Here is a 22,889-nt window from a genome sequence, read left to right as displayed (position 1 = left end):
CAGCACCCCCTGTCAACGCCGCGAACGCCACCGGCGCCCCTGACAGCGGAGGGGCACTCGGCTTGACACCGCGAACGGCACCCCCCTATCGTCCAAGCAAGCGCTTGGCTAAGAGAAGGGATCGGGCCCGATGGCCGAAGCAGCCACCGCACGCTTGGACGCACCGGCCGGACGACCCCCCGGCCAGGGAACGGAACGCCGCATGCACGGATCCCCCAACGGATCGGCACGGGTGACCGACATCGACTCCGCCCGCTTCCGGTCCGTCCTGGGCCGGTTCGCGACCGGAGTGGTCGCCATCACCGCCCTCGACCCCGCCACCGGACGCCCCACCGGCCTGGCCGCCAACTCCTTCACCTCGGTCTCGCTGGAACCGCCCCTGGTGGCCTTCTGCGTGGCGCACACCAGCACCACCTGGCCCCGGCTCCGCGACGCCGACCGCCTGTGCGTCAACATCCTCGGCGAACCCCAGCTCGAGGTCTGCAAGCAGCTCGCCGTCAAGGGCGGCGACAAGTTCGCCGACATCGAATGGACCGGCTCCCCCGGCGGCAGCCCCGTCATCGAGGGCGCCCTCGCCTGGATCGAGTGCGAGGTCGAGAACGAGTACGTGGCCGGCGACCACGTCATCGTCGTCGCCCGCGTCCACCACCTGGACAAGCACCACGAAGGCGACCCGCTCCTCTTCTACAAGGGAACGTACGGAAGCTTCGCCAGCTGAGCACAACCCCACGACGACCCCGGCTTTTCCACTGTCCGGCCCGGAGCGGAGCGCCAGCGGAGCGGAGGGACGGGCAGGCGGCGGGGAGCGGGTCCGCAGCGAGCCCCCAGGCGAGCGGAGAAGGCGTTCACCGCCGTCCCGGGGGGTGTGGGGGGGCGCCCCCCCACAATGAAAAGAGGCGCTTCACGCCGTCCCGGGGGGCGTGGGGGGTCGTCCCCCCACAATGACACTGTCTTCGGGGGTCTTGAGGCGGGCCAGGACCTGTACCGGGTCGGCCAGGACTTCGGCGAAGGCGAATTCGGCGGCGCCCACCAGGGTCGTGTCATCGCCCAGGGCCGCGGTGCGGAGGCGGACCTTCTCCCTGGGGGCGGCCAGGGCGCCGGTGGCCAGGACGCTGCGGACCTGGGCGGCGGCGCCGAGGTAGATGTCGCGGAGCGTGCCGCCGAAGACGACCAGGCCCGGGTTGAAGATGTTGACGAGGTTGGCGACGCCCCAGCCGAGCCAGGTGCCGACGCGGTGGAGGGCGTCGCGGGCGACGATGTCGCCGCGGTCGGCGGCGTCGACGACCGCGCGGACGGCGTCGCGGCCGACGAGGTCGGGGGACTCCTCGCGGCCCGCGTGGTCGAGGAGGGTGCGCTCGCCGACCTCGGCCTCCAGGCAGCCGCGGGAGCCGCAGGCGCACAGCCGGCCGCCGGGGTTGACCATCATGTGGCCGATCTCGCCGCCGTAGCCCTCGTCGCCGCCGAGCAACCGGCCGCCGACGATGATGCCGCCGCCGACGCCCACGTCGCCGTGCAGGTAGATGAGGTTGTCGCAGCCGACACCGGCGCCGCGCTCGTGCTCGGCGAGGGCGCCGAGATTGGCGTCGTTGCAGACGGAGACGGGGATGCCCAGGCCCAGGCGGCGCGAGAGGGCGTCGCCGAGGGCCGGGTCGCCGACGTCGAGGTTGGGGCCGAACATGATCTGGTGGTCGGCGCGGCGGACCGTGCCGGGGAAGGCGAGGGCGGCTCCGACGCAGACGGCGTCGCGCCCGGCCTTGCGCATCAGGGAGCGCGCCGCGGCGGCGAGGGCGCCCACCACCTCGCCGGGGTCGGACGGGCCGCGGGTGCGGGACGCCTCGCGGCGTTCGAGAATGGTCCCGCCGAGGCCGACCCGCGCCACGCCGAGCCGGTCGACGCCGACGTCGAAGGCCAGCACGTAGACGCGGGTGGACTCGGGGCGCACGACCAGGGAGGGCCGCCCGGCGCGGCGGCCGGGGCGGCGCGGCAGTTCCTCGCGGACCAGCCCGGCCGCGGTGAGGTCGGAGGTGAGCGCCATGATCGTGCTGCGGTTGAGGCCGAGCGACTCGGCCAGCGTCGCGCGGGAGGCGGGGCCGCGCAGATGGACGTAGCGCAGCAGCGTCCCCAGGTTGTGGCGCCGGATCTCCTCTTGTGACGGGCCCGCCTTCATCATGCGGGCGGTCCCGCCGGGGTGTCGGCGTCGCGCGGGAGCCCGAGGTCGCCGCTGCGCCCGGAGGTGATGAGCTCCACCACCTGCGCGTGCGTCACCTCCGAGGTGCTGACCTGGGCGGCCATCCGGCCCAGGTAGAGCGCGGCGATCCGGTCGGACACCGCGAACACGTCGTTCATGTTGTGCGAGATGAGCACGACCGCCAGGCCCTTGTCGGCGAGCCGCCGGACCAGTTCCAGGACCTGCTGGGTCTGGGCGACGCCGAGCGCGGCGGCGGGCTCGTCCAGGACGACCAGGCGGCTGTCCCACAGGACGGCGCGGGCGATCGCGACGGTCTGCCGCTGCCCGCCCGACAGCGCCGACACCCGCTGCCGCACCGAGCGGACGGACCGGACCGACAGGGCGGACAGCGTCGTGACGGCCAGCTCCTCCATCGCGGCCTCGTCCAGCACGGGCCCGCGGCGGCGCTCGCGGCCGAGGAACATGTTCTGGACGATGTCCAGGTTCTCGCAGAGCGCGAGGTCCTGGTGGACGACCTCGATGCCGAGCGCCGCGGCGGCGCGGGGGCTGTCGGGCCGCACCGGCCTGCCGTCCCACAGGTACCGGCCGGAGTCGAAGGAGTGGATGCCGCCGACGCACTTGACGAGCGTGGTCTTGCCCGCGCCGTTGTCGCCGACCAGCGCGGTCACCTCGCCGGCGCGCGCGGTGAAGTCGACGTCGTGCAGGACCTTGACGGGACCGAAGCTCTTGTCGATTCCGCGCAGGTCCAGAACGGGTGTCTCTGACATGCCGAAGGGCTCCCACCGTGCCGCGCCGCGGTCGCGCGGAACGCGGTCCTGCCAGGTGAGCGTAGCAGCAGCGTTCGGCGCCCGGAAAGCGGTGACCTCCGCGCGCGGCGGGCCCTCCGGGCGCCGGTCGCTCATCGTCCCGCCACCGCTCTCCGGCGGCGGGCCAGCGCGTCGATGCTGGCGGCCAGCAGCAGCACCCCGCCGGTGATGAGGAGGTTGGCGTACGCCTTGGCGCCCAGCAGGCCGAGGCCGTTCTCGATGGTGGCCACGACCAGGCCGCCCAGCACCGCGTCCCGGGCCCGGCCGCGCCCGCCGAACAGGCTGGTGCCGCCGATGACGGCGGCGCCGACCGCGTACAGCAGGGTGTTGCCCGCGCCCGCGTCGGGGGTGATGGAGTTCAGCCGGGACGCGGCCACGATGCCGGCGACCGCCGCCAGCGCCGAGCAGATCATGAACACCGACATCCGCAGCCGGGTCACGTTGATGCCCGCCCGGCGGGCCGCCTCGGCGTTGCCGCCGATGGCGTACAGGTGCCGCCCGTAGGCGGTGCGGCCCAGCACGAACGTCGCCACGATCAGCAGCACGCCCACCAGCGGCACGCCCCACGGGATGCCGGCCAGGGTGACCAGCGGGCTGGGCGCGCGGTCCAGGCTGAGCAGGTAGGTCCCGAACAGCAGCGCCGCCGCGACCACCGCGACCTGGGCGATGACCAGTTGGACGGGCTTGGAGGCCAGCCCGCGGTCGTGCTGCCGCTTCCACCGCCACAGCTGGAGCGCCCCGTACACGGCGGCGCACGTCACGGCGAGCGTCCAGCCGAGCCAGACCGGCATGTTCTTGTTGGCCAGCGCCACGATCACGTCGTCGCGGACCGGGACGGTGCCGCCCTCGCCGATCAGCCGCAGCGTGATGCCCTGCAGCCCGAGGAACAGCGCCAGCGTCACCACGAACGAGGGGATCCGCACCACCGCGACCAGCCAGCCGATCGCGGTCCCGATGATGATCCCGGTGGCGACGGCCGACAGCACCGCCACGTACCAGGGCTGGCCGGCGTCGACCATCAGGTTGGCCATCACGGCGCCGCAGACGCCGCTGGCCACCCCGGCCGACAGGTCGATCTCGCCGAGCAGCAGCACGAACACCAGGCCCATCGCCAGGATCGTCACCGGCAGGGCCTGGGTGAACAGGTTGGCGATGTTGCGCTCGCTGAGGAAGGTCTCCGGGCGCAGCGCGGTGAACAGCACGACCAGGCCGGCCAGGCCGAGGATCGCCGGCAGCGCGCCCAGGTCGCCCGAGCGGACCCGGGCCCAGTAGTCGCGCAGCGCCGAGGGCACGTCGTGCACGCGCCGGTCGGCGGCGAAGTCCGCTTCCGCGAGCTTCACGGCGGCCCCTGCCGCCTGCTTGTCGATGGACATCGAGGCCCCTTCAGATGCTCTCGGCGGCGGTCGCCGGCGCGAGGCCGAGATCGCCGGTACGGCCGGCGGTGATGAGCTCCACGACCTGCCCGGTGGTGACGTCGGCGCGGGGCACGTCCGCCGCCACCCGGCCGAGGTAGAGCGCGGTGATGCGGTCGGACACCTCGAACACGTCGTTCATGTTGTGCGAGATGAGTACCACCGCGTGACCGGTGTCGGCCAGCCGGCGGACCAGGTCGAGCACCTGCCGGGTCTGGGCGACGCCGAGCGCGGCGGTGGGCTCGTCCAGGATCACCACCTTGGAGTCCCACAGCGCGGCCTTGGCGATCGCGACGGTCTGCCGCTGCCCGCCCGACAGGCTGGCCACCTGCTGCCGCACCGACTTCACGGTGCGCACCGACAGCCGGGCCAGGGTCTCGCGGGCCGCCTGCTCCATCGCGTCCTCGTCCAGGACGATGCCGCGGCGGCGCTCGCGGCCGAGGAACATGTTCTGCACGATGTCCAGGTTGTCGGCCAGCGCGAGATCCTGGTAGACCACCTCGACGCCCAGCGCGGAGGCGTCGCGGGGCCCGGAGATCTCCACCGGACGGCCCTCGAACTCGATCGTGCCCGAGTCGATCGGATGGATCCCGGCGATGCACTTGACGAGGGTGGACTTGCCCGCCCCGTTGTCGCCGACCAGGGCCATCACCTCGCCGCGCCGCACCGCGAAGTCCACGTCGTGCAGCACGTGGACGGCGCCGAAGCTCTTGTTGAGCCCGGTCAGCCGCAGGACGGGCGCCCCGCGGCCGGGGTCGCCGCCCGCGGGGACATCGTCCGCCGCCGTGGTGTCCACGGGGGTGTCGCCGACGGGTTCACCGTTGTCTGACACGTGTCTCCCTTTCCAGGGGCCGGAGGGCCCCAGGGGTACGCCCGTGGCGGGTCCCGGGCGCCCAGGCGCCCCAGCGGCGGGACCCGCCACGAGGGCTCACTGGATGCCGGCGTCCTGGCACTTGGCGGCGTAGGCGCCGGCGCACAGCTCGTCCTTCTTCACGAAGCCGTCGTCGACGACCCGCTTGATGTTCTCCTTGGAGACCGGGACCGGGTCGAGCAGGACCGAGGGGACGTCGCGCTTGCCCTGCGGGTCGTTCACCGTCCCGGTCGTCTCGGCCTTCTGGCCCTTGAGGACGGCCAGGGCGAGCTTGGCGGCGGCGTCGGCCTCCTGCTTGACCGGCTTGTAGACCGTCATGCACTGGGTGCCGTCCAGGATGTTCTGCAGGCCCTGGAGGGTGGCGTCCTGGCCGGTGACGGGCACCTTGCCGGCCTCGCCGTTCTTCTTCAGGATCGAGATGGCCGAGTTGCCGACGCCGTCGTTGGCGGCCAGCACGCCGTCGATCTTCCCGCCCTGCTGGGTCCACATCTGCTCGAAGATCGTGGCGGCCTTCTGGTTGTCCCAGTCGGGCACGGCCTGCTCGGCGACCTTCTTGTACGTGGTGACCTTGTCCAGCACGCTGTGCGCGCCCTGCGCGAAGAGGGTGGCGTTGTTGTCGGTGGGGGCGCCGTTCAGGTAGGCGATGTTGGCGTTCTTGTCGCCCAGGCACTTCTGCAGGCCCTTGCCGAGCTCCTCGCCGACCTTGGTGTTGTCGAAGGAGACGTAGTAGTCGCCGACGCCGCCGAGGGTGAGCCGGTCGTAGTCGATGGTCTTCACGCCCTGCTGCTGCGCCTTGCGCTGCACCGCCGCGGCCGAGTTGGAGTCGATGCCGTCCACGACCAGCACGGTGACGCCGCCGGTGATCATCTGGTCGGCGATGGTCTGGAACCGCTGGGTGGAGCCCTCGGCGTTCTGGATGTCGTACTGGACGCCCGCGGCCTTGAACGCCTGCTCCAGGTAGGGCCGGTCGAAGCTCTCGTAGCGGACCGAGGACTTGGTGTCGGGCAGGATCACGCCGATCTTGCCCGCCTTGGAGCCTTCGGCGCCGCCGGAGTCGTCCCCGCAGGCGGCGAGGGTGAGCACCGCGGCCGCCGAGAGGGCGGTGAGGCTGAGGATCCCCTTGCGCATGGGCCCGGGTCCTTTCTGGGGGTGGGTGGACGGGCCATCGGTGATCGACCTCACACCGATGAATGTTGTGCCCCGCAACTTATGTCGCGAAGGCCCGATTCGTCGAGAGGTGATTTGTTGTCGGCGGTAACAATCCAGTAACACGCGGGGTGAACAGGGGGTTCTTCCGAGCAGAGGCAGCGTCCGCTCGACGGGGGCGCCGGAGGCGAGTATGTTCGCCGCCTCAACATTCGGTGATCGAGACCCGCGCGGAGCCCGGCGGCCGGGCCGGTGGCGGGGCCGCCGCGGCGCGTCCCGTCCGTCCCGCCGGCCGCGCCGGCGCCTCGGACACGGGTCGCGCGTTCGCGAATGCCCGGACGGCATCCGGGATATGTTGCGCGTAACAGTCGACGGGTCGAGATGGGGGCGGGAATGACGGCGTACGCGGGATCGAGCCCGGAGCTGCCTCGGGACCTGACCCGGCCCGACCTGCCGCTCCCCAAGCCCGGCGAGAGCAGCACCACGGCGCCGCCGCCGCTGCAACCGCCCGTCCCGCCGCCGTCCGCCGCGGGCCAGGCCCCCTCCGCCGCCAGCGGCCGGAACTGGCACCGCTACCACTACCCGATCGGCGCCTTCCTGGTCGCCTACGGGGTGACCGGATTCGCCACCGGGCTGCTCGGCTGGAGCGACCGGCGCGAGGAACTGGCCGGGTACGTCGGCTCGGGGCTCGCCACGCCCGCGCTGGCCGCGGTGAAGCTGATCGAGCTGCTGCTGGTCGCGCTGACCCTGGCCGGTCTCGCCCGCCGGCGGGACGTGTGGTTCCTGCCCGTGCTCACCGGCTGGCTGGCGGGGTTCGCGGTGTTCGCCGTCCTGGACGTCTTCAAGGGCAAGTGGCTGAGCCTCCTGGAACACGCGGTGTTCCTGGGAGGCTTCGGACTGCTGCTGTTCGTGTCGTACGGGCTGAGCGTGAAGGCCCGCGTGGGACGTGCCGCTGCCGCACCTCCGCCGGCGCCCACGGCCACGGCCACGGCCGAGGCGGGCTCGGAGGCGGGCTCGAAGGCCGCCCCCGCGCCCGCCGCCTCCGCCGCCGCTCCGGCGCCCGTCCCGGGGCAGCCGGGCGGGCTGACGCGCACGCAGGAGTTCGCCCTGGCCGCGCTCAACCGCTGGCAGCAGCGCGCCACCTCGTCCCCCGCGCCGCCCTCGGCTCCACAGCCCCCGGCCCCCGTTCCGGCCCCGGCCCCGGCGTCCGCCGACGAGACCGTGCTGGACGCCGAGCTCCCCAAGCCCAAGGCGCCCGAGCCCAAGCCGGAGCCCGCGCCCGCCCCTGAGCCGGAGCCGGAGCCGGAGGCGTCGTTCCAGGCCGACGAGACCGTGCTCGACGCCGAACTCCCCAAGCCCGTACCCCCGCCCCCGGCCCCGGTCGCTCCGGCCAAGCCCACCGTGCCGCAGCGGCTGCCCGAGCCGCCGCCCGCGGCCAAGCCGGGAGAAGGGGAAGGGGAAGGAGCCGCGAAGAGCGACGAGGCGGCCAAGAAGACCGTGCAGACGCCGCTCCCCCGCAAGCGGCGCGACTCGTCGCGGCAGGGCACCGCTCCCCTCCCGCTGCCCAAGGCGCCCGACGCGCAGGACGACCGGGACCAGGACCAGGGCAAGGACGACTAGCGGCCCGCGCGCCCGCTCACGGCACCACGACGATCTTGGCGTGCCGTTCGGGCACCGCCAGTTCCTCGAACGCCCCGGCGACCCCGTCCAGGCCGACCGTGCCGGTGATGATGGAGCCCGCGTCGATCCGGCCGGAGGCGATGTCCTCCAGGGTGGCCCCGTACTCGGCCGGGAGCGCGCCGAAGGTGCCGCGCACGGTCAGCTCCTTGCTCACCGCCACGCCCGGTTCCAGCCGGTCGGTCTGCATGCAGACCCCGACGAGCATGATGGTCGACCCGGCGGGGGCGCCGTCCAGGGCCGCGCCCAGCACCCCCGGGACGCCGACGCACTCGAAGATGACCGCCTCGCGCACCTGGGTGCCGAGCAGCTCGGCGGCGATCCGGTCGGTGATCCCCGTCGGCACGCCGAGGTCGGCCCAGCGGTCGTAAGGGGAGGCCGCCGCCGGGTCGATCAGCTCGTCGGCGCCCAGTCCCTCGGCCAGCGCGCGCCGCTTCGGCGAGAAGTCGACGGCCAGCACGGGGCCGTGCCCGCGGGCTTTGAGCGCCGCGACGACGCCGAGCCCGATCGGCCCCAGGCCGAGGACGACCGCGACGTCCCCGGCGCCGATGCCGCTGCGGCCGACCGCCCGGGTCGCCACCGAGAACGGCTCGGTGATCGCGGCGACGCGGGGGTCGAGCCCGTCCGGGACGGCGAAGGTCAGGCCCTCGTTGAGGATCATGTACTCGCCGTAGCCGCCGGGGAACATCGGGGCGTACCCGATGATCCCGGCGCCCTGCGGCCCGAACCCGATCGGCGGCCCGCACACCACGGTTCCGGCGGGCAGGGTGCGCTGCGTGCCGGGGCCGTGGTCGACGATCTCCCCGGCGAACTCGTGGCCGAACACCAGGCCGTCGCGGGGGTCGTAGGGGGTGCCGCCGGAGCGGCGGGTGGTGTCCATGAACGCCTCGGGGTCCTGGAGGGCGTGCAGGTCGGAGCCGCAGATGCCGCAGGCCAGCGTCCGTACCAGGAGCTGGCCCTCCTGCGGCACCGGGTCGGCCACCTCGGTGACGACCATGGTGTTGTCCTTGGTGAGCGCGGCGCGCATGCGTGGCCTCCGGGGGTGGGCGGCGAACAACGTCTTCACCCGCACCGAATCATGCCGGGCCCGGCCGCGGTACCCCCGACGCCACCGAATACTGGCACGTTTGTTGTCAAACGCCCCCGCCCACCCGACCGGCTGGGACGATCTTGGCAATACTTGCCCTTGGTGAACGATTCGGCCGCTGTCACCCTTTCCGCACATGAGAGCCCGAAAAATCGCGTGGTCGGTGATGCTGACCGCGTCGCTGGCGGCTCCGGCCGCGTTCGCGGCGACGGCCGCGGCGCAGCCCGCCGCCCCGGCCGGGGCGCCCGGAGCCTGCGACCCCACCCAGACCGAGCCCGTCTACCGCGGCAAGGTCCCCTCCCCCGAGCAGGTCCTCGGCATCGAGCTCGGTGAACGGGCGGTCACCGCCGCCGAGTCCGACCGGTACCTGGAGACGGTCGCCGCCAGGAGCGAGCGCGTCATCTCCGGGACCCTGGCCACCAGCGGCCAGGGCCGTCCCCTCAAGTACGCGATCGCCGGACGGCCCGAGCTGCTGACCAAGGCCGGCCTGGCCAGGGTGCGCACCGAGGCCGGGCTGCTGCGCGACCCGCGCACGCCCGAGGCGCTGGCCAAGAAGATCGCCGAACGCGGCGTGCCGATCCTGTGGGTCGCGGGCAACGTGCACGGCGACGAGCCCAGCGGCACCGACGCGGCCCTGCAGGTGCTGCGCAACCTCGGAGACCGCACCGACTGCGCCGCGACCGGCGTGCTGAACAACGCCCTGGTCGTCGTCCTGCCCACGCAGAACCCGGACGGGCGCGAGGCGGAGACCCGGCAGAACGCCTACGGCTTCGACATGAACCGCGACTGGTTCGCGCGCACCCAGCCCGAGACCGACGGCAAGCTGGCGATGCTCAACCAGTACCCGCCGGTCCTGTTCATCGACGCCCACGAGATGGGCGGCGACTCCTACTTCTTCCCGCCCAACGCCGACCCGATCTACCACGAGACGCCCGAGGAGGCGGTCGGGTGGATCAACGACGTCTACGGCGCGTCGATGATCGCCGAGTTCCGGCGGCAGGGCATCGACTTCTTCAACCGCGACGTCTACGACCTCTTCTACCAGGGGTACGGCGACACGGTCCCGACCACCGCGTTCCACGCCGCCGGGATGACCTTCGAGAAGGGCGGCGACAGCCCGTACCCCGACAGGTTCCGGGAGCAGTACCTCACGCAGTGGGTGTCGCTGTCGGCGGCCGCCGCCAGGCGCTCCACCATCCTGACGCAGTGGCACAAGATGGCCGTCGACGCCTACGCGCAGGGCCGGGCGGGGCAGCTTGAGCCCAACCAGGTCTACAACCCGCCGAACCAGATCGACCGTCCCGTGCCCGACCGCAAGGTGCGGCACTACTTCCTGCGCGCCGACGACAGGGCCAAGGCCGACGAGGTGCGCACCATCGTGCGGCGGCTGCAGCGGATGGGCGTTCAGGTCCAGCGGCTGTCCAAGCCCCTGGCCGTTCCCGACTTCAAGCCCTACGGGCGGCCCGAGGCCAAGACGACGCTCCCGGCGGGCACGTACTGGATCTCCATGGCCCAGGGCCAGAAGCACTGGATCCAGGCCATGCTGAACGAGGACTCCTACACGCCGTTCCCCTACTTCTACGACGTGACGGCGTGGAGCCTTCCGCTGCTGGGCAACGTCGCGGGCGGGTCGTCGGGCGCGGAACTGCGGCCGCGCGCCTCCACCGTCCCGCCGCTGCCCGCCGAGAAGGCCGCGCGCCCCACCGGCAAGGCCCCGAAGATCGGCGTCCTGCAGCTGTCGACGACGTCGTCCTCGGCGCGGCAGTCGGCCGGCTGGCTGCGGCACAAGCTCGACCGCGAGTGGAAGCTGCCGTTCACCCTGCTGAGTCCGGCGGACGTGGCGGCGGGACGGCTCGGCGGGGTCGAGGTGCTGCTGGTGCCCAACGGCCCGGCCGCGACCGCCTACGACCAGCTCGGCGACGGCGGGCGCGCCGCGCTCCAGAAGTGGACGCAGCAGGGCGGCCGGTACGTCGGCTGGCAGGGCGGCACGCAGCTGGCCGCGCGCCTCGGCCTGACCACCGCCCAGCTCAGCGAGCCGTCCTCCGACGTCCCCGGCACGCTGTTCCGGGTCGCGGTGGACGGCGGCAGCCCGCTGGCCCGGAACGTCGGCGCCAGGGCCTGGCAGTTCTACTCCTACGACCTGGTCATGCGGCAGTCCGACCCGGCCAAGGTCGCGGTCTCCTACCCGGCCGTGAACTCGCCCGACTGGTTCGTCTCCGGGTTCGAGCGGGGCGCGTCCGAGCTGGGCGGCACCGCCGCGGTCGTCGACGAGAGGGTCGGGAAGGGCCGTTCGGTGCTGTTCGGCGGTGAGCCCAACTTCCGGGCCTTCACCGACGGGACGGCGCAGCTGCTGGTGAACGCGATCATCGGCCCGGACCCGTCGCCGCGGGTGGCCGGAACCGGCCTGCCCGCCCCGTCCCCGTCCGGCGCCGCCGCCGTGCGGGCCGGGGCGCTGCCCCAGGCCGAGTCGCCCATCCGGGTCTCGGTCAAGGCCGCCGACGCCGCCCGCACGGCCGCGCTGCTCCGTTCGGTCGGCGCGCAGTGGCGCGAGCGCCGCACCGGGGACGCGGTGCAGTACGTCATCGACAACCCGCGGGGCCTCCCGGCGGATCAGCACCCGTTCGCGGGACGCCTGGCGTCCCAGATCCGTAAGTCGGGCATCGACCCGATCGCGGTGACACTGCCCTGACACCGTGGGGGCGCGGCGGGCCGGGAGAGCGTCCCGGCCCGCCGCGGCCCACGTGTCTCAGGCGGTCACGATCCAGCCGATGGCGGTCATCGTGCCGGGCGGCACCTCGGTGAACCCGGCGTCGCGCACCGCCACCGTCGCCTGCTCCACGCAGCGCCGCCACGGGACGTCGCGGGCGATGTGCACCCGCAGCCCGCCCTCGATCCACGCTGCGACCCGCGCCGGGTCCGCCTGCCGCAGCAGGAGCTGGGCGGCGTGCCCGGACTGGGCCGCGGCTTTGCCCGTCGTCATCGGCACGTCCGGGTTGAGGGCGATCGCCGCGTACGGGGGCTCCGGCGGCGGCTTGGGCTCCTCGTCGTCGGCCAGGTCGAGCCCGGCGACCTGGAGCTTGGCCAGTTCCGGCGGCACCTCGGTCACCGGGCCCGGCACGAACGCGCGCACCTCGGCGCCGTCCTCGTCCACCGTGACGCCGGGCAGGGCCTGCGCCTCGGGCCACCGCACGCCCCGCGCCCGCCGCGTCACCTTCCGGATCCGGTGCGACTCCCAGTGGTGGACGCGCTCGTGCCACTCCCCCTCCGGATCGGCCGCGCGGGGGTCGGTGAGCAGTCTCACGACCGCCGTCGCGGCGGGCGCGCACACCGCGGAGTGCGCGGGCGGCGCGGCCTTCTCGGACCGTGCCACCAGCTGCATCGCCCACGGGGGATCGTCGGGGGAGTCGTCGGATACGCGCACGGCAGGAGTATTCCACCGCGCATCGGCGGGATTCACGGTGACTTCCCGCCGACCGATCTGGGTACGGCAACTCCTAGCGTTTCCCGATCGTTCAACGTGGTGCGCATCGAGCCGGAGGAGGCCGACGGGACACGACGGACTGACACGACGGGACGGGACGGAACCCGACGGGAGAGGTCGGGGCGCTGGCCTGATCGGAGGTCGCCGGTGACCAGTGGTGCCTGGAGCAACTCCATCCCGGGCATCGGGACGTACTTCGTGGGGATCGACGTCGCCCCGGGCCGCTACCGCTGCGAGGACGGCAAGGGCGGCTGGTGGGTGCGCTTCACCGGCCCGGGCGGGGGCGACCCGGTCGGGTCGTGGCCGCTGCCCGCCGGGCCGACCGAGATCGAGATCGCGCCCACCGACTTCGCGTTCGAGACCCATGTCGGCACGTACTGGCACCGGATCGGGTCCGCGGACGCCGGCGACGGCGTGTCGGGGGCGCGCGAGCTGCGCCCGGTGGCCGATCCGGCCCTGCGCGCCGAACTGGACACCATCGTGGCGCGGCGCCGCCCGCTGGTGTGGCTGGCGCCGCTGACCGTGCTCGGCATCGGCGTGCTGGGCGCGCCGCTGCTGGGGTCGCTGTGGCTGCTGGGGATGGCGATGATGGCGGTGCTGGTCGCGATCGGCTCGCCGTCGGTGTCGCTGGACCTGCAGCGCGCCCGCGAGCTGTCCCGGCGCCGCGACCGCTACCTCACCCCGCAGGACTTCGACGACGACGGCCGCGCGCTGCTGGCCCGCGTGCAGGCGGCGGTCGACACCGTGCGCGACTCGCGGGTCAACCGGGAGGGCCTGCTCGACACGGTCGACAACGCCGTCACGCTGCCCCGCCAGGAGTGGGAGATCGCGCAGGTGCTGGCCCGCCAGTCCGGCCTGCGCGCCGAGCAGCGCGCGGCCGCCTCGCCCGCGCTCCCGGAGGTGGAGGCGGCGCTGCGGCCGTTCCGGGAGAAGCTCGACCTCTCGGTGCGGGCGGTCACGCGCCGGGTCGAGGCCCTGGAGCGGTACGCCGAGCGGGTGCGGGCGGCGGACGAGGCCCTGGTCGCCCAGCGCCGGCTGGAGGCGCTGTCGGCCCGCGCGCAGGAGTACGACGACCTGCTCGCCGACACCGTCCGCGACGATCTGGCGCTTCCGGCGATCGAACGGCTCACCGAGCAGAGCGACGCGCTGGTCCGGAGCCTGCGCGACCGCCTGGCGGAGGCCGCCGAGGCCGGCGGCGAGGCCGGAGTCGAACTCCCGCCCAGCACGCCCCCACCGCCACCCGGCACTCCCCCGGGGCCGCCCGGCGCTCCGCCGCCTCCGCCGGACGCGCCTCCGCCGTCCGGCGAGCGGCGGCCGTGACCGCGGCGGGCGCGCCGGTTCCCCGGATTTACACCAAGCGCTTGCTACCCGTCGTAACCTGGTGTTGACACGCAACCTGAGCAAGCGGTTGTGCGTGCACGGCATAATGAGAGGGTGACGACCACGAGCACCAATTCCGGAGGACCCAAAGCCCGTACCGGCGGTGAGGGGGGTGCCCGGCGCCGCGGCAAGGGCTCGCCCGGCCTGGCCTCGGAGCGACGGGAGCACCTGGTCAGGCTCGCGGCCGAACTCTTCGCCGAGAAGGGGTTCCAAGCCACCACGGTCCGCAACATCGCCGACGAGGCGGGGATCCTGTCCGGCAGCCTCTACCACCACTTCGACTCCAAGGAGTCGATCGTCGACGAGATCCTCTCCGGCTTCTTCGAGGAGATCATGTCGGCGTACCGCGCGGTCATCGACGAGGGCAAGGAGCCCCGGGAGACCATCGCGGGCCTGGTCCGCATCGCCTTCGGCACGCTGGAGCCGCACCGCGCGGCGATCACGGTGATGCAGAACGACTGGAACTACCTCAAGGACATGGAGCGCTTCGCCTACCTCACCAGGGCCGAGGACGAGGTGGAGAAGATGTGGGTGAGCACCATCAAGGCCGGTCAGGAGCAGGACGTGTTCCGCCCCGACATCGATCCCAAGCTCACCTACCGGATGATCCGCGACACCGTCTGGGTGGCGGTGCGCTGGTTCAAGCCCGGCGGCCGGCTCAACCCCCAGGGCCTGGCCGAGCACTATCTCAAGGTCATGTTCGACGGGATCAACACGCACTGACGGGCGCGGGGCATGGAGGCCGCCTTCCTCGGCACCGGGGACGCGTCCGGCAACAGCGGCCGCTGCGACCACACCGGCGGCGCGCTGCGGGCGGTGTCCGACACTGGCCGGACGCGCGCCCGGACGCGCATCCGGACGCCGGATCGCTCCGGCGACACCGTCCGGGCCGGCACTCTCATGGAGCGTTCCCGCGGCGCCGACCTGCTCGTGCGCGAGGACCGCTTCCAACGACCGCGAGGTGCCGTACCGCCTGAGCCACCGCCCCCTGGCGGCCGGGGCGCACCGGCCGCGCCGCCTCCGGAACGTGCTCACCCCATGACTCCGGCCATGCCCGGACGCGAGAACATCGGGCACGAGCGCGCCCATGGCGGCATGGTGGTAGCGCTGGGACCGCGGCCGCCCGGCACGCGAAGGAAGCCGCGGTGTTTTTCGTCACAATTTGACAAATCGTGGTGATGTTCCGGGCGGACCGGGCGCTGTTACGGGTGAGATGGAGGGGGGAGGCGACATGACGGGGCAACGGGGCACCGCCGGTCACGAGGAACCGACACCGGCGCAGCTGCGGGCGGCCACCGTCCGCAGCCTCCAGGGCCAGTTCCCCGGCGTGCGCGTGTGGTACGGCGAGGCGACCGGGTCATGGTGGGCGATGGTCCCGCTGCGCGACGGACCGCGGCTGATCGAGGCACCGACGCCTCAGGAGATCCGCGACCTGATCCTGAGGGCGCGGTCACTGGGGTGACCGCCGCCGGGCGCGGCGAGCACCAGGGCACGACAAGCCGGAACACGGCCCGCCAGGGCACGGCACATCACGGCACGGCACGTCTCGGGCACCGCACGGGACGTGCCGCGGCCTTACGGTGCGGTGAGGATGGCGGCGCTGCCGTAGCCGCCGCCGAAGCCGGTGCACAGGGCCACGGAGGCGGCGCCGACCTGGCTGGTGCCCGTGCCGCGAAGCTGGCGCACGGCCTCCGCCACGTTGTTGAGGCCGTGCACGTAGCCCTCTGAGAGCAGCCCTCCGTGGGGGTTCACGGGAACGCGTCCCTTCCAGGAGAGTTCGCCGGTCTCCAGCACGGCGCCCAGGTCGGCCCGTGCGACCAGGCCGAAGTCCTCGAGCTGGCGCGGTACGAGCCAGCTGTAGGCGTCGTACAGCAGGGCCACGTCGACATGCTCGGGCTTCATCCCCGCAGCCGCGTAGAGGGGCGCCGCGAGGTAGGACGAGAAAATCCGGGTGACGTCGTCGGCCTTGTCCATGGTGGAGGCGCCCGGGCCTCCGCCTCGTACGACCGCGTGGATCCTGGGCGCGGCCGGGGCCCGGTCGGCCTTGGTGACGACGAGGGCGCACGCGCCGTCCGTCTCCTGGCAGCAGTCGAGACGGCGCAGGGGCGAGGCCACCATGGGGTCGTCCAGGTACTCGAAGATGTCGATCCTCTGGCGCCGCAGTGCCCTCGGGTTGCCGGCGGCGTGTTCCCTGGACTGGGCGACGACGGCGTAGGTGTGGCGCTCGGCCAGGCCCGTGTCGTAGAGGTAGCGCTGTCCGGCCAGGGCGAACTGGTGGACGGGTCCGGCCATGCCGTAGGGGTGCGTGAACTGCTCCTCGGTCCCCTCGCCCAGTTTCAGTCCAAGGGCGTTCATGCGCTTCCCGGAGCGCCCGTTGAGGGCCCGGTAGACCAGGACCGTCCCGGCCAGCCCGGTGTCGATGAGCATGGCGGCGTCGGCGAGGATCGAGGCGCTCTGCGTGCCGCCGCCGTAGATCTCGTTGTGCCAGCCGATCTCGTGCAGGCGCAGGGCGCGGGCCAGGTAGAGGACGGGCGCCGAGTCGTTGAGGTGGTAGCTGAGGATCGCGTCCGGGCGCACGGCCTCGCCGAGGGTCTCGGCGGCGTCGGCGAGGGCGGCCTGGGACGCCTCCAGGGCGAGTTCCAGTTCCGTGCGGCCGGAGGCGCGCGACAGGGCGGTCATCCCGACGCCCGCGACCGCCGCCTTGCCCGAGAAGCCCTGCCGGGCCGCGGGGCCGTGGCCTCCGATCACGCGTCCTCCGTCACTTTCCGGGCCGCCGCTCCGGGCGGCCGGTCCGGGGCGATGCCGCCCGCCGGAGACGGGGCGCGATCCGTCCCCGGCGAGCGGCGCCCTGGATTGGCAGACCGGGGGACGAGGGGGACGTCCCCCGGCGGTGCCGTCGCAGGCGAACCTAACCCGCCGCCCCGGCTCTTCACAAGCGCTTGCTCGGTTTCACTCGCCCGCGTCCAGGTATCCCCGGTTGGACGATCTTCGGGACGGCGCCCCGCCCTTCCCGCAATGATGATCAACACGGGTCCGGCGCGGCCGGCCCCGGCGCAGGAAGAGGAGCCCGTGACCGAGCCCGTGAACGACGAGGAACTGCTGACGGCGGCCGCCAGGGGCGACGCCGCCGGGGTGCGGGACGCGCTGCAGGGCGGCGCGGCCCCGGAGGCCCGCGACAGCCGCGGCCGGACGGCGCTGCTGCTGGCCGCGGCGGCCGGCCATGTCGAGGCCGCCGAGGTCCTGGTGCGGGCGGGCGCCGATCCCGACGCGCGCGACCACCAGCGCGACACCCCGTTCCTGGTGACCGGGCGGACGGGGAACACCGCGATGCTCCGGGCGCTGCTCCCGGCCCGCCCTGACCTGACCCTCAGCGACCGGGACGGCGCGGTGGCGCTCATCCCCGCCTGCGGGCGCGGCCACGCCGGCTACGTGCGGGAGGTGCTGGCGGCGGGGATCGAGGTCGACCACGTCAGCCGGCTGGGCTGGACGGGCCTGCTGGAGGCGATCGTGATGGGCGACGGCTCCCGGCCGTTCCGGGAGATCGTGGGGCTGCTGATCGAGGCGGGCGCCGATGTGAACCTGGCCGACGGGGAGGGCGTCTCGCCGCTCCGGCACGCGCTGGACAAGGGGCACCGGGAGATCGCCGCGCTGCTGCGCGCCGCCGGGGCGCGCTGAGCCCGGCGGGCCCGGGCGGCCCCGGCGGCCCACGTCACATCTCGTACTGGACGGCGGCGCGGCGGTCGAGGATCGGCTTGATGTAGCCGTCCACGACGGCGCGGTGGGCCGGGTGGTCGCGGTAGGCGATGTAGGCGTCGCGGTCGGCGAAGTCGCCGACCACCACGAAGTCGAAGTTGCCCGCGTTGACTCCGGCGTCGGCGCCCAGGCTGAGCGAGCCCACCTCGGGGATCACGGCGGGCAGCTCGGCCAGCCTGGTCCGGACCTCCTCCTGCTGGGACGTGGTCGTCCCCTCGGCCCACGCGAACATCACCACATGCCGGAATCCGCTCATGGGGATCACGGTAGCGTCCGTGCGGGTCAGGGACGTGCGGATCAGGGCGCGCGGATCAGACGGTGCCGAGCTCGGCGGCCACGGTCGCGCCGAGTTCCCAGCACTCCTCCAGGCCGGCCTTGCCTGGCTCGCCGGTCACCACCACGGGCGGGCGCACGGCGCGCCACTTCAGCCCGGTCGTGATCGACTCCAGCGCGCGCAGGGCTCCGGCGGCGTCGCTGTTGCCGTGCAGGTAGGCGCCGAAGGGGCGGCGCACCGTCTCCTCCAGGCACGGGTAGTACACCAGGTCGAAGAAGTGCTTGAGGGCCCCGGAGAGGTAGCCGAGGTTGACCGGGGTGCCCAGCAGGTAGCCGTCGGCCTCCAGGACGTCCACGGCCGAGGCGGTCAGGGCCGGGCGCGCCACCACCTCGACGCCCTCGATCTCGTCGGTGGTGGCGCCGGCGCGCACCGCCTCGTACATGGCCTGCAGCGTCGGCGACGGCGTGTGGTGGACGATCAGGAGCCTCTTCATCAAAGGACCTCCGAGGAGACCCCGGCCTTGATTTGAGGCCGGGGACGAATCGGACCCCTGCGAAGCAGGGCAGGCAAAGGAGACTCGCCCCCGGGGCGGATACCGGTTGACCAGGCACCATCCAGCACATTTTCGCCCATGTGTTCGAGCGTGCACGCTAGGCTCGCCTCGTACCGCGCTACCGCCTGGACCCCACGCGAGAGCAGGAGCAAGCCTTGGTCTCGCATTGCGCGCACGCCCGGTACGTGTGGAACCTGGCCGTGGAGCAGCACGGCTTCTGGTCCCGGCACCGGGGCGGGGCGCCCGGCTGCAACGCCCAGTCCCGGCAGCTGACCGAGGCCCGTGCCGAGTTCGACTGGTTGCGGGCCGGGTCCCACACCGTGCAGCAGCAGGCCGTGCGTGACTTCGCGCAGGCGTTGAGCAACTTCTTCGCCGGGACGCACAAGCGCCCCACCTGGCGCAAGCAAGGCGTGCATGAAGGCTTCCGGCAGGTCGGCCTCAAACCCCACCAGGTCAAGCGGTTGTCGCGCAAGTGGGGGGCGGTGCTGGTGCCCAAGTGCGGATGGGTCAGGTTCCGCCTGTCGCGACCGGTACCCGAAGGCGTGAAGTCCTATCGGGTGACTCGTGATCGGGTCGGGCGCTGGCATGTGGCGTTCGCGTACATCCCCGACCCGGTCCCCGGGCCCGGCGACGGGACCGTGGTCGGGGTGGACCGCGGCGTCACCGTCAGCGCCGCCCTCTCGACCGGGGACCTGCTGCACGTCCCCGGCCTCACCTCCGGGGAGAAGCGACGCCTGCGACTGCTGGCCCGCTAGCTGGGCCGTGCCAAACGCGGCTCCGGCCGCCGCGCCAGGCTCAAGGCCGCGCTCGCCCGGTTCCAGGCCCGCCAGAGCAATCGCCGCAAAAACTGGGTGGAACAGACCTCCACGATGCTGGCCCGCCAGTTCGACGTGATCGGTGTCGAGGACCTCAACATCGCAGGCATGACCCGCTCGGCCAAAGGCACCACCGAGCGGCCGGGGCGCAATGTGGCCGCCAAGGCGGGGCTGAACCGGGGCATCCTGGCCGGCGGTTGGGGGATGCTGGTCGAGCGGCTGGAGCATAAGGCGCCCAGCCGCGTGTACAGGATCGATCCCGCGGGCACCTCGCAGCGTTGCTCGGCGTGCAGGATCAGGGACCCGGAGGCGCGTGAGAGCCAAGCGCGTTTCCGGTGCCGGTCCTGCGGTTTCGCCTGCAACGCCGATGTGAACGCGGCACGCGACATCGCCCACGAGACCACACTCATACTCATGGGTACGGCGGCCGGACCGGCCGTTGCTGCGCGGGGACGCTCCGGGTCGCCGGGGCGGACGAACCGCGAACCCCAACCTGTCCCCCTCTCCTGAGGCCACGGGTTGGAATCCCCCTCGTTCATTCACGAGGGGGAGGAGGTCAACACCTCCGACCCTAGCCAGCGCGGGGCGCCGCGGCGGGAGCGGATGACCTGTTAGGCTTCCCAAGCGAGCGCTTGGTACGTAATGATGGGTCATGGCGGCACCGGCGCGGCGGCGGAGTCCCCTCCCGCCCGCGCCTCCCCGCCAGGCCCGGCGACGAAGGAGCCGTACACGTGGCTGACCGCCCGATGAAGTTCTCGACCTTCCACCTGTTCCACCAGTTCGCGGGGCATACCGCGAGGGAGGTGTACGACTACCAGATCGAGATCGTCGAACTGCTCGAGGAACTCGGCTTCGACGGGGTGTGGGTCGCCGAGCACCACTTCCGGGACTACGGCACGGTGCCCAACATCTTCACCATGCTCTCGCATCTGGCGGCCCGTACCGAGCGGCTGCGGCTGGGCACCGGCATCGTCGTGCTGCCCCTGCACAACCCCGTCCACGTGGCCGAGGAGGCCGCGATGGTCGATCTGCTGTCGGGCGGGCGGCTGTCGATGGGCGTGGGGCGCGGCTACCAGAGCATCGAGTTCGAGAACTTCGGCCTGGACCTGTCGGAGGCCCGCGACCGGTTCAACGAGTCGCTGGACATGCTGATCGGCCTGTGGACCAAGGACGACTTCGAGTACAAGGGCCGCTTCTACGAGACCCACCACCCGCTGACGCTGACGCCCGGTCCCGTGCAGCGCCCGCACCCGCCGCTGCACGTGGCGGCGGTGAGCCCCGAGACGGTGGAGATGTACGCGGCGCGCGGCCTGCCGATCCTCGCCGACCCGGCAGCCCCGTTCAAGAAGATCGCCAAGGCGGCGGAGACCTGGCACGCCACCGCCGCCGCCGCCGGCATCGACACCGCCGGCGTCGAACTGGTCGCGAGCCGGTCGGTGTACGTGGCCCCGACGCAGGAGCAGGCCCGCGAGGACCAGGCCCGGTTCGAGGCGAGCTTCGACCGGTCCCGGATCTTCAACGTGCGCAGCGCCCCCATCGACCCCAGCACCGGCCAGGCCGCCAAGGGCTTCGAGTTCTACCAGGACCGCTACCTCAAGGGCGGGTCGGTGGACAACGAGTTCCGCTGGAACCAGCTGGAGGTCATCGGCGACCCCGAACGGGTCGTCGGCCAGATCAAGATGATCCAGGAGATGGGGTTCGACAACCTCATGTGCGACTTCGGCAGCACCCGCGAGCTCCCCCTCGAGGACATGAAGAAGGTCCTGAGGTTCTTCGCCGCCGAGGTCATGCCCGCCTTCCGCTAGCCCCGGCCCACGTCCGGCACCTGTTTCCGGCACCTGTTCGACCAGGAGGCGCGATGTCCGTCGTACACCGGCTCACACTCGGGGACGTGCTGAGCGAGCACCGCCGCGGCCGCCCGCTGGGCACCGCCGTCGTCGACGGCCCGGTCCGGCTGACCTATCCCGAGCTCGACGAGCGGGTGGACCGCCTGGCGGGCGCGCTGGCGGGCGACGGGGTCCGCGCCGGCGAGCGCGTGCTGTGGCTCGGCCAGAACTCCTTCCGCGTCCTGGAACTGCTGCTGGCCTGCGGCCGGCTCGGCGCCGTCTTCTGCCCGGCCAACTGGCGGCAGAGCGCCGACGAGCTCGCCCACGTCCTGGACGACCTCGCGCCCGCGGTCGTGGTGTGGGACGAGTCCGAGGCCGTGGAGAAGGCGCGTGGCGCCCATGAGACCAGGGGGCAGGTGTCCCTGGACGCCCGCTGGGTGAAGTCGGGCGACGAGTACGAGTCGTACGTGAGCGCCGCGCAGCCCGCACCCGTGACGGCGACCGAGGTCGACGCCGAGGCCCCCGTCCTCGCCCTCTACACGGCCGCGTTCGACGGGCGTCCCAACGCGGCGCTGCTGAGCCACTCCGCGCTGATCGCGCACAGCATGGCGCTGCTGCACATCCGCCAGATGGAGGACGGCTTCACGTTCCTGGCCTGCGGCCCGCTGTTCCACGTCGGGACGATGATGTTCACGCTGGCGACCTTCCAGATCGGCGGGAAGCTGGTGTTCACCCCCGCCTACGAGCCGGTCGAGGTCTGCCGGCTGATCGAGGCCGAGCGGTGCACGCAGGCGTTCCTGTTCGGCCCGATGATCGACGGGCTGGTGGAGGCGAACAAGGACCGCGCCTACGACCTGTCCTCGCTGCGCTTCGTGGCGCACTCCCCCGAGTGGGACGAGATGATCACGGTGGACGACAGCCCGTGGTGCGCGTCCACGATGGGCGGCTACGGCCAGACCGAGGTCGGCGGCATGCTGACCTTCCTCGGCCTGGGCATGGGCGGCGCGGGCTTCGCCGGGCGCAGTTCCCCGCTGGTCCACGTGCGGCTGCTGGACGCCGACGGCGAGGAGGTCCCGGCGGGCGAGGTCGGGGAGATCTGCGCGCGCGGACAGAGCGTCTTCTCCGGCTACTGGAACCGTCCCGAGCTGAACGCGGCCCGGGCCGCCGGGGGCTGGCACCACACCGGCGACCTGGGGCGGCGCGAGCCGGACGGCACGCTCACCTTCATCGGGCCCCGGCTGCGCATGATCAAGTCGGCCAACGAGAACATCTACCCGGCCGAGGTCGAGCGCGCCCTGAAGTCGCATCCGGCGGTCGCCGACGCGGCCGTGATCGGCGTGCCCGACGACCGCTTCGGCCAGTCGCCCAAGGCGATCGTCGTCCTGGCGGAGGGCGCGGAGGCGACCGCCGAGCAGATCGTCGAGCATGTGCGCGGGGAGATCGCCTCGTACAAGAAGCCGCGCGATGTCGAGTTCGCCGGGTCGATCCCGAAGAAGGGCTACATCCCCGACTACGACGCCCTGGACGAGCAGTACGGAGGCGGCGCCTATCCCGGCTCGTAGCCGCCGGCAGGGACGCGGGAGGGGCCCCGGCCGTCGCCGGGGCCCCTCCCCCTGTACG

Annotated in this window: 21 protein-coding genes; 11 read left to right on the top strand and 10 right to left on the bottom strand. The window is 72.9% G+C overall.

Features of this window, described 5'->3' with window-relative positions; all coding sequences use genetic code 11:
• Positions 1–202: 202 nt before the first annotated feature.
• Positions 203–718 (top strand): flavin reductase family protein, encoded by a 516-nt coding sequence (locus tag ACFPZN_RS39465; RefSeq protein WP_378287685.1) that lies wholly within the window; start codon positions 203–205, stop codon positions 716–718.
• A gap of 183 nt (positions 719–901) precedes the next feature.
• Here ACFPZN_RS39465 and ACFPZN_RS39460 read toward each other — a convergent pair whose 3' ends face one another.
• The 5 genes from ACFPZN_RS39460 to ACFPZN_RS39440 form a co-directional block, all read right to left on the bottom strand.
• Positions 902–2,167: an ROK family protein gene (locus tag ACFPZN_RS39460; protein ID WP_378287698.1), complete on the bottom strand. Its 1,266-nt coding sequence runs from the start codon at positions 2,165–2,167 to the stop codon at positions 902–904.
• A complete protein-coding gene (locus ACFPZN_RS39455; protein WP_378287684.1) occupies positions 2,167–2,955 on the bottom strand; it encodes an ATP-binding cassette domain-containing protein in 789 nt (262 codons plus the stop codon). The genes ACFPZN_RS39460 and ACFPZN_RS39455 overlap by 1 nt, the downstream gene beginning before the upstream one ends.
• A gap of 131 nt (positions 2,956–3,086) precedes the next feature.
• On the bottom strand, positions 3,087–4,367 hold the full coding sequence (locus ACFPZN_RS39450) for a sugar ABC transporter permease (protein WP_378287683.1): 1,281 nt from the start codon (positions 4,365–4,367) through the stop codon (positions 3,087–3,089).
• A 10-nt stretch (positions 4,368–4,377) separates the two neighbouring features.
• Positions 4,378–5,133, bottom strand: coding sequence for an ATP-binding cassette domain-containing protein (locus ACFPZN_RS39445; protein ID WP_378287697.1), 756 nt, complete (start codon positions 5,131–5,133; stop codon positions 4,378–4,380).
• A gap of 201 nt (positions 5,134–5,334) precedes the next feature.
• On the bottom strand, positions 5,335–6,405 hold the full coding sequence (locus ACFPZN_RS39440; RefSeq protein WP_378287682.1) for a sugar ABC transporter substrate-binding protein: 1,071 nt from the start codon (positions 6,403–6,405) through the stop codon (positions 5,335–5,337).
• A gap of 411 nt (positions 6,406–6,816) precedes the next feature.
• On the opposite strand from ACFPZN_RS39440, the gene ACFPZN_RS39435 reads away from it, so the two are divergent.
• A complete protein-coding gene (locus ACFPZN_RS39435; RefSeq protein ID WP_378287681.1) occupies positions 6,817–8,043 on the top strand; it encodes a hypothetical protein in 1,227 nt (408 codons plus the stop codon).
• Between the two features lie 16 nt (positions 8,044–8,059).
• Here ACFPZN_RS39435 and ACFPZN_RS39430 read toward each other — a convergent pair whose 3' ends face one another.
• Positions 8,060–9,127, bottom strand: a complete 1,068-nt coding sequence (locus tag ACFPZN_RS39430) for a zinc-binding dehydrogenase (protein WP_378287680.1) — start codon at positions 9,125–9,127, stop codon at positions 8,060–8,062.
• 196 nt (positions 9,128–9,323) lie between these two features.
• Between ACFPZN_RS39430 and ACFPZN_RS39425 the strand changes: the two genes are divergently transcribed.
• Positions 9,324–11,876: a M14 family zinc carboxypeptidase gene (locus ACFPZN_RS39425; protein WP_378287679.1), complete on the top strand. Its 2,553-nt coding sequence runs from the start codon at positions 9,324–9,326 to the stop codon at positions 11,874–11,876.
• A 57-nt stretch (positions 11,877–11,933) separates the two neighbouring features.
• Here ACFPZN_RS39425 and ACFPZN_RS39420 read toward each other — a convergent pair whose 3' ends face one another.
• Entirely contained in the window at positions 11,934–12,608 is a 675-nt protein-coding gene (locus tag ACFPZN_RS39420) for a hypothetical protein (protein ID WP_378287678.1), read from the bottom strand.
• A gap of 207 nt (positions 12,609–12,815) precedes the next feature.
• Here ACFPZN_RS39420 and ACFPZN_RS39415 point away from each other — a divergent pair, with 207 nt between their 5' ends.
• The 3 genes from ACFPZN_RS39415 to ACFPZN_RS39405 all read left to right on the top strand — a co-directional run bounded on the left by ACFPZN_RS39415 (position 12,816) and on the right by ACFPZN_RS39405 (position 15,510).
• The gene (locus ACFPZN_RS39415) at positions 12,816–13,988 is read left to right on the top strand and encodes a hypothetical protein (protein WP_378287677.1); all 1,173 of its coding nucleotides are present in this window, start codon (positions 12,816–12,818) and stop codon (positions 13,986–13,988) included.
• A gap of 114 nt (positions 13,989–14,102) precedes the next feature.
• On the top strand, positions 14,103–14,771 hold the full coding sequence (locus ACFPZN_RS39410; RefSeq protein ID WP_378287676.1) for a TetR/AcrR family transcriptional regulator: 669 nt from the start codon (positions 14,103–14,105) through the stop codon (positions 14,769–14,771).
• A gap of 508 nt (positions 14,772–15,279) precedes the next feature.
• Positions 15,280–15,510 carry a hypothetical protein gene (locus ACFPZN_RS39405; RefSeq protein ID WP_378287675.1) on the top strand — a complete coding sequence of 77 codons (231 nt, stop codon included), beginning with the start codon at positions 15,280–15,282 and terminating at the stop codon, positions 15,508–15,510.
• A 113-nt stretch (positions 15,511–15,623) separates the two neighbouring features.
• Here ACFPZN_RS39405 and ACFPZN_RS39400 read toward each other — a convergent pair whose 3' ends face one another.
• On the bottom strand, positions 15,624–16,727 hold the full coding sequence (locus ACFPZN_RS39400; RefSeq protein WP_378287696.1) for a thiolase C-terminal domain-containing protein: 1,104 nt from the start codon (positions 16,725–16,727) through the stop codon (positions 15,624–15,626).
• 390 nt (positions 16,728–17,117) lie between these two features.
• Between ACFPZN_RS39400 and ACFPZN_RS39395 the strand changes: the two genes are divergently transcribed.
• Positions 17,118–17,723: an ankyrin repeat domain-containing protein gene (locus ACFPZN_RS39395; protein ID WP_378287674.1), complete on the top strand. Its 606-nt coding sequence runs from the start codon at positions 17,118–17,120 to the stop codon at positions 17,721–17,723.
• A gap of 34 nt (positions 17,724–17,757) precedes the next feature.
• Here ACFPZN_RS39395 and ACFPZN_RS39390 read toward each other — a convergent pair whose 3' ends face one another.
• Positions 17,758–18,057 carry a Dabb family protein gene (locus ACFPZN_RS39390; RefSeq protein ID WP_378287673.1) on the bottom strand — a complete coding sequence of 100 codons (300 nt, stop codon included), beginning with the start codon at positions 18,055–18,057 and terminating at the stop codon, positions 17,758–17,760.
• A 55-nt stretch (positions 18,058–18,112) separates the two neighbouring features.
• Complete coding sequence (locus ACFPZN_RS39385; protein ID WP_378287671.1) at positions 18,113–18,568, bottom strand: flavodoxin family protein; 456 nt, start codon at positions 18,566–18,568, stop codon at positions 18,113–18,115.
• Positions 18,569–18,753: 185 nt separating this feature from the next.
• Here ACFPZN_RS39385 and ACFPZN_RS39380 point away from each other — a divergent pair, with 185 nt between their 5' ends.
• The 4 genes from ACFPZN_RS39380 (at position 18,754) to ACFPZN_RS39365 (ending at position 22,831) form a co-directional block, all read left to right on the top strand.
• Positions 18,754–19,383: an RNA-guided endonuclease InsQ/TnpB family protein gene (locus tag ACFPZN_RS39380; protein ID WP_378287695.1), complete on the top strand. Its 630-nt coding sequence runs from the start codon at positions 18,754–18,756 to the stop codon at positions 19,381–19,383.
• Entirely contained in the window at positions 19,384–19,953 is a 570-nt protein-coding gene (locus ACFPZN_RS39375) for an RNA-guided endonuclease InsQ/TnpB family protein (RefSeq protein ID WP_378287694.1), read from the top strand.
• A 236-nt stretch (positions 19,954–20,189) separates the two neighbouring features.
• Positions 20,190–21,248 (top strand): LLM class flavin-dependent oxidoreductase, encoded by a 1,059-nt coding sequence (locus ACFPZN_RS39370; RefSeq protein WP_378287693.1) that lies wholly within the window; start codon positions 20,190–20,192, stop codon positions 21,246–21,248.
• A gap of 53 nt (positions 21,249–21,301) precedes the next feature.
• A complete protein-coding gene (locus ACFPZN_RS39365; RefSeq protein WP_378287669.1) occupies positions 21,302–22,831 on the top strand; it encodes an AMP-binding protein in 1,530 nt (509 codons plus the stop codon).
• Positions 22,832–22,889 lie beyond the last annotated feature (58 nt).

Origin of the sequence: Actinomadura rugatobispora, from assembly GCF_042656285.1 — a bacterium.
Classification (GTDB): Bacteria; Actinomycetota; Actinomycetes; order Streptosporangiales; family Streptosporangiaceae; genus Spirillospora; species Spirillospora rugatobispora.
Note: the sequence above shows the minus strand (reverse complement) of the source record. Positions and strands in the feature narration are given on the sequence as shown.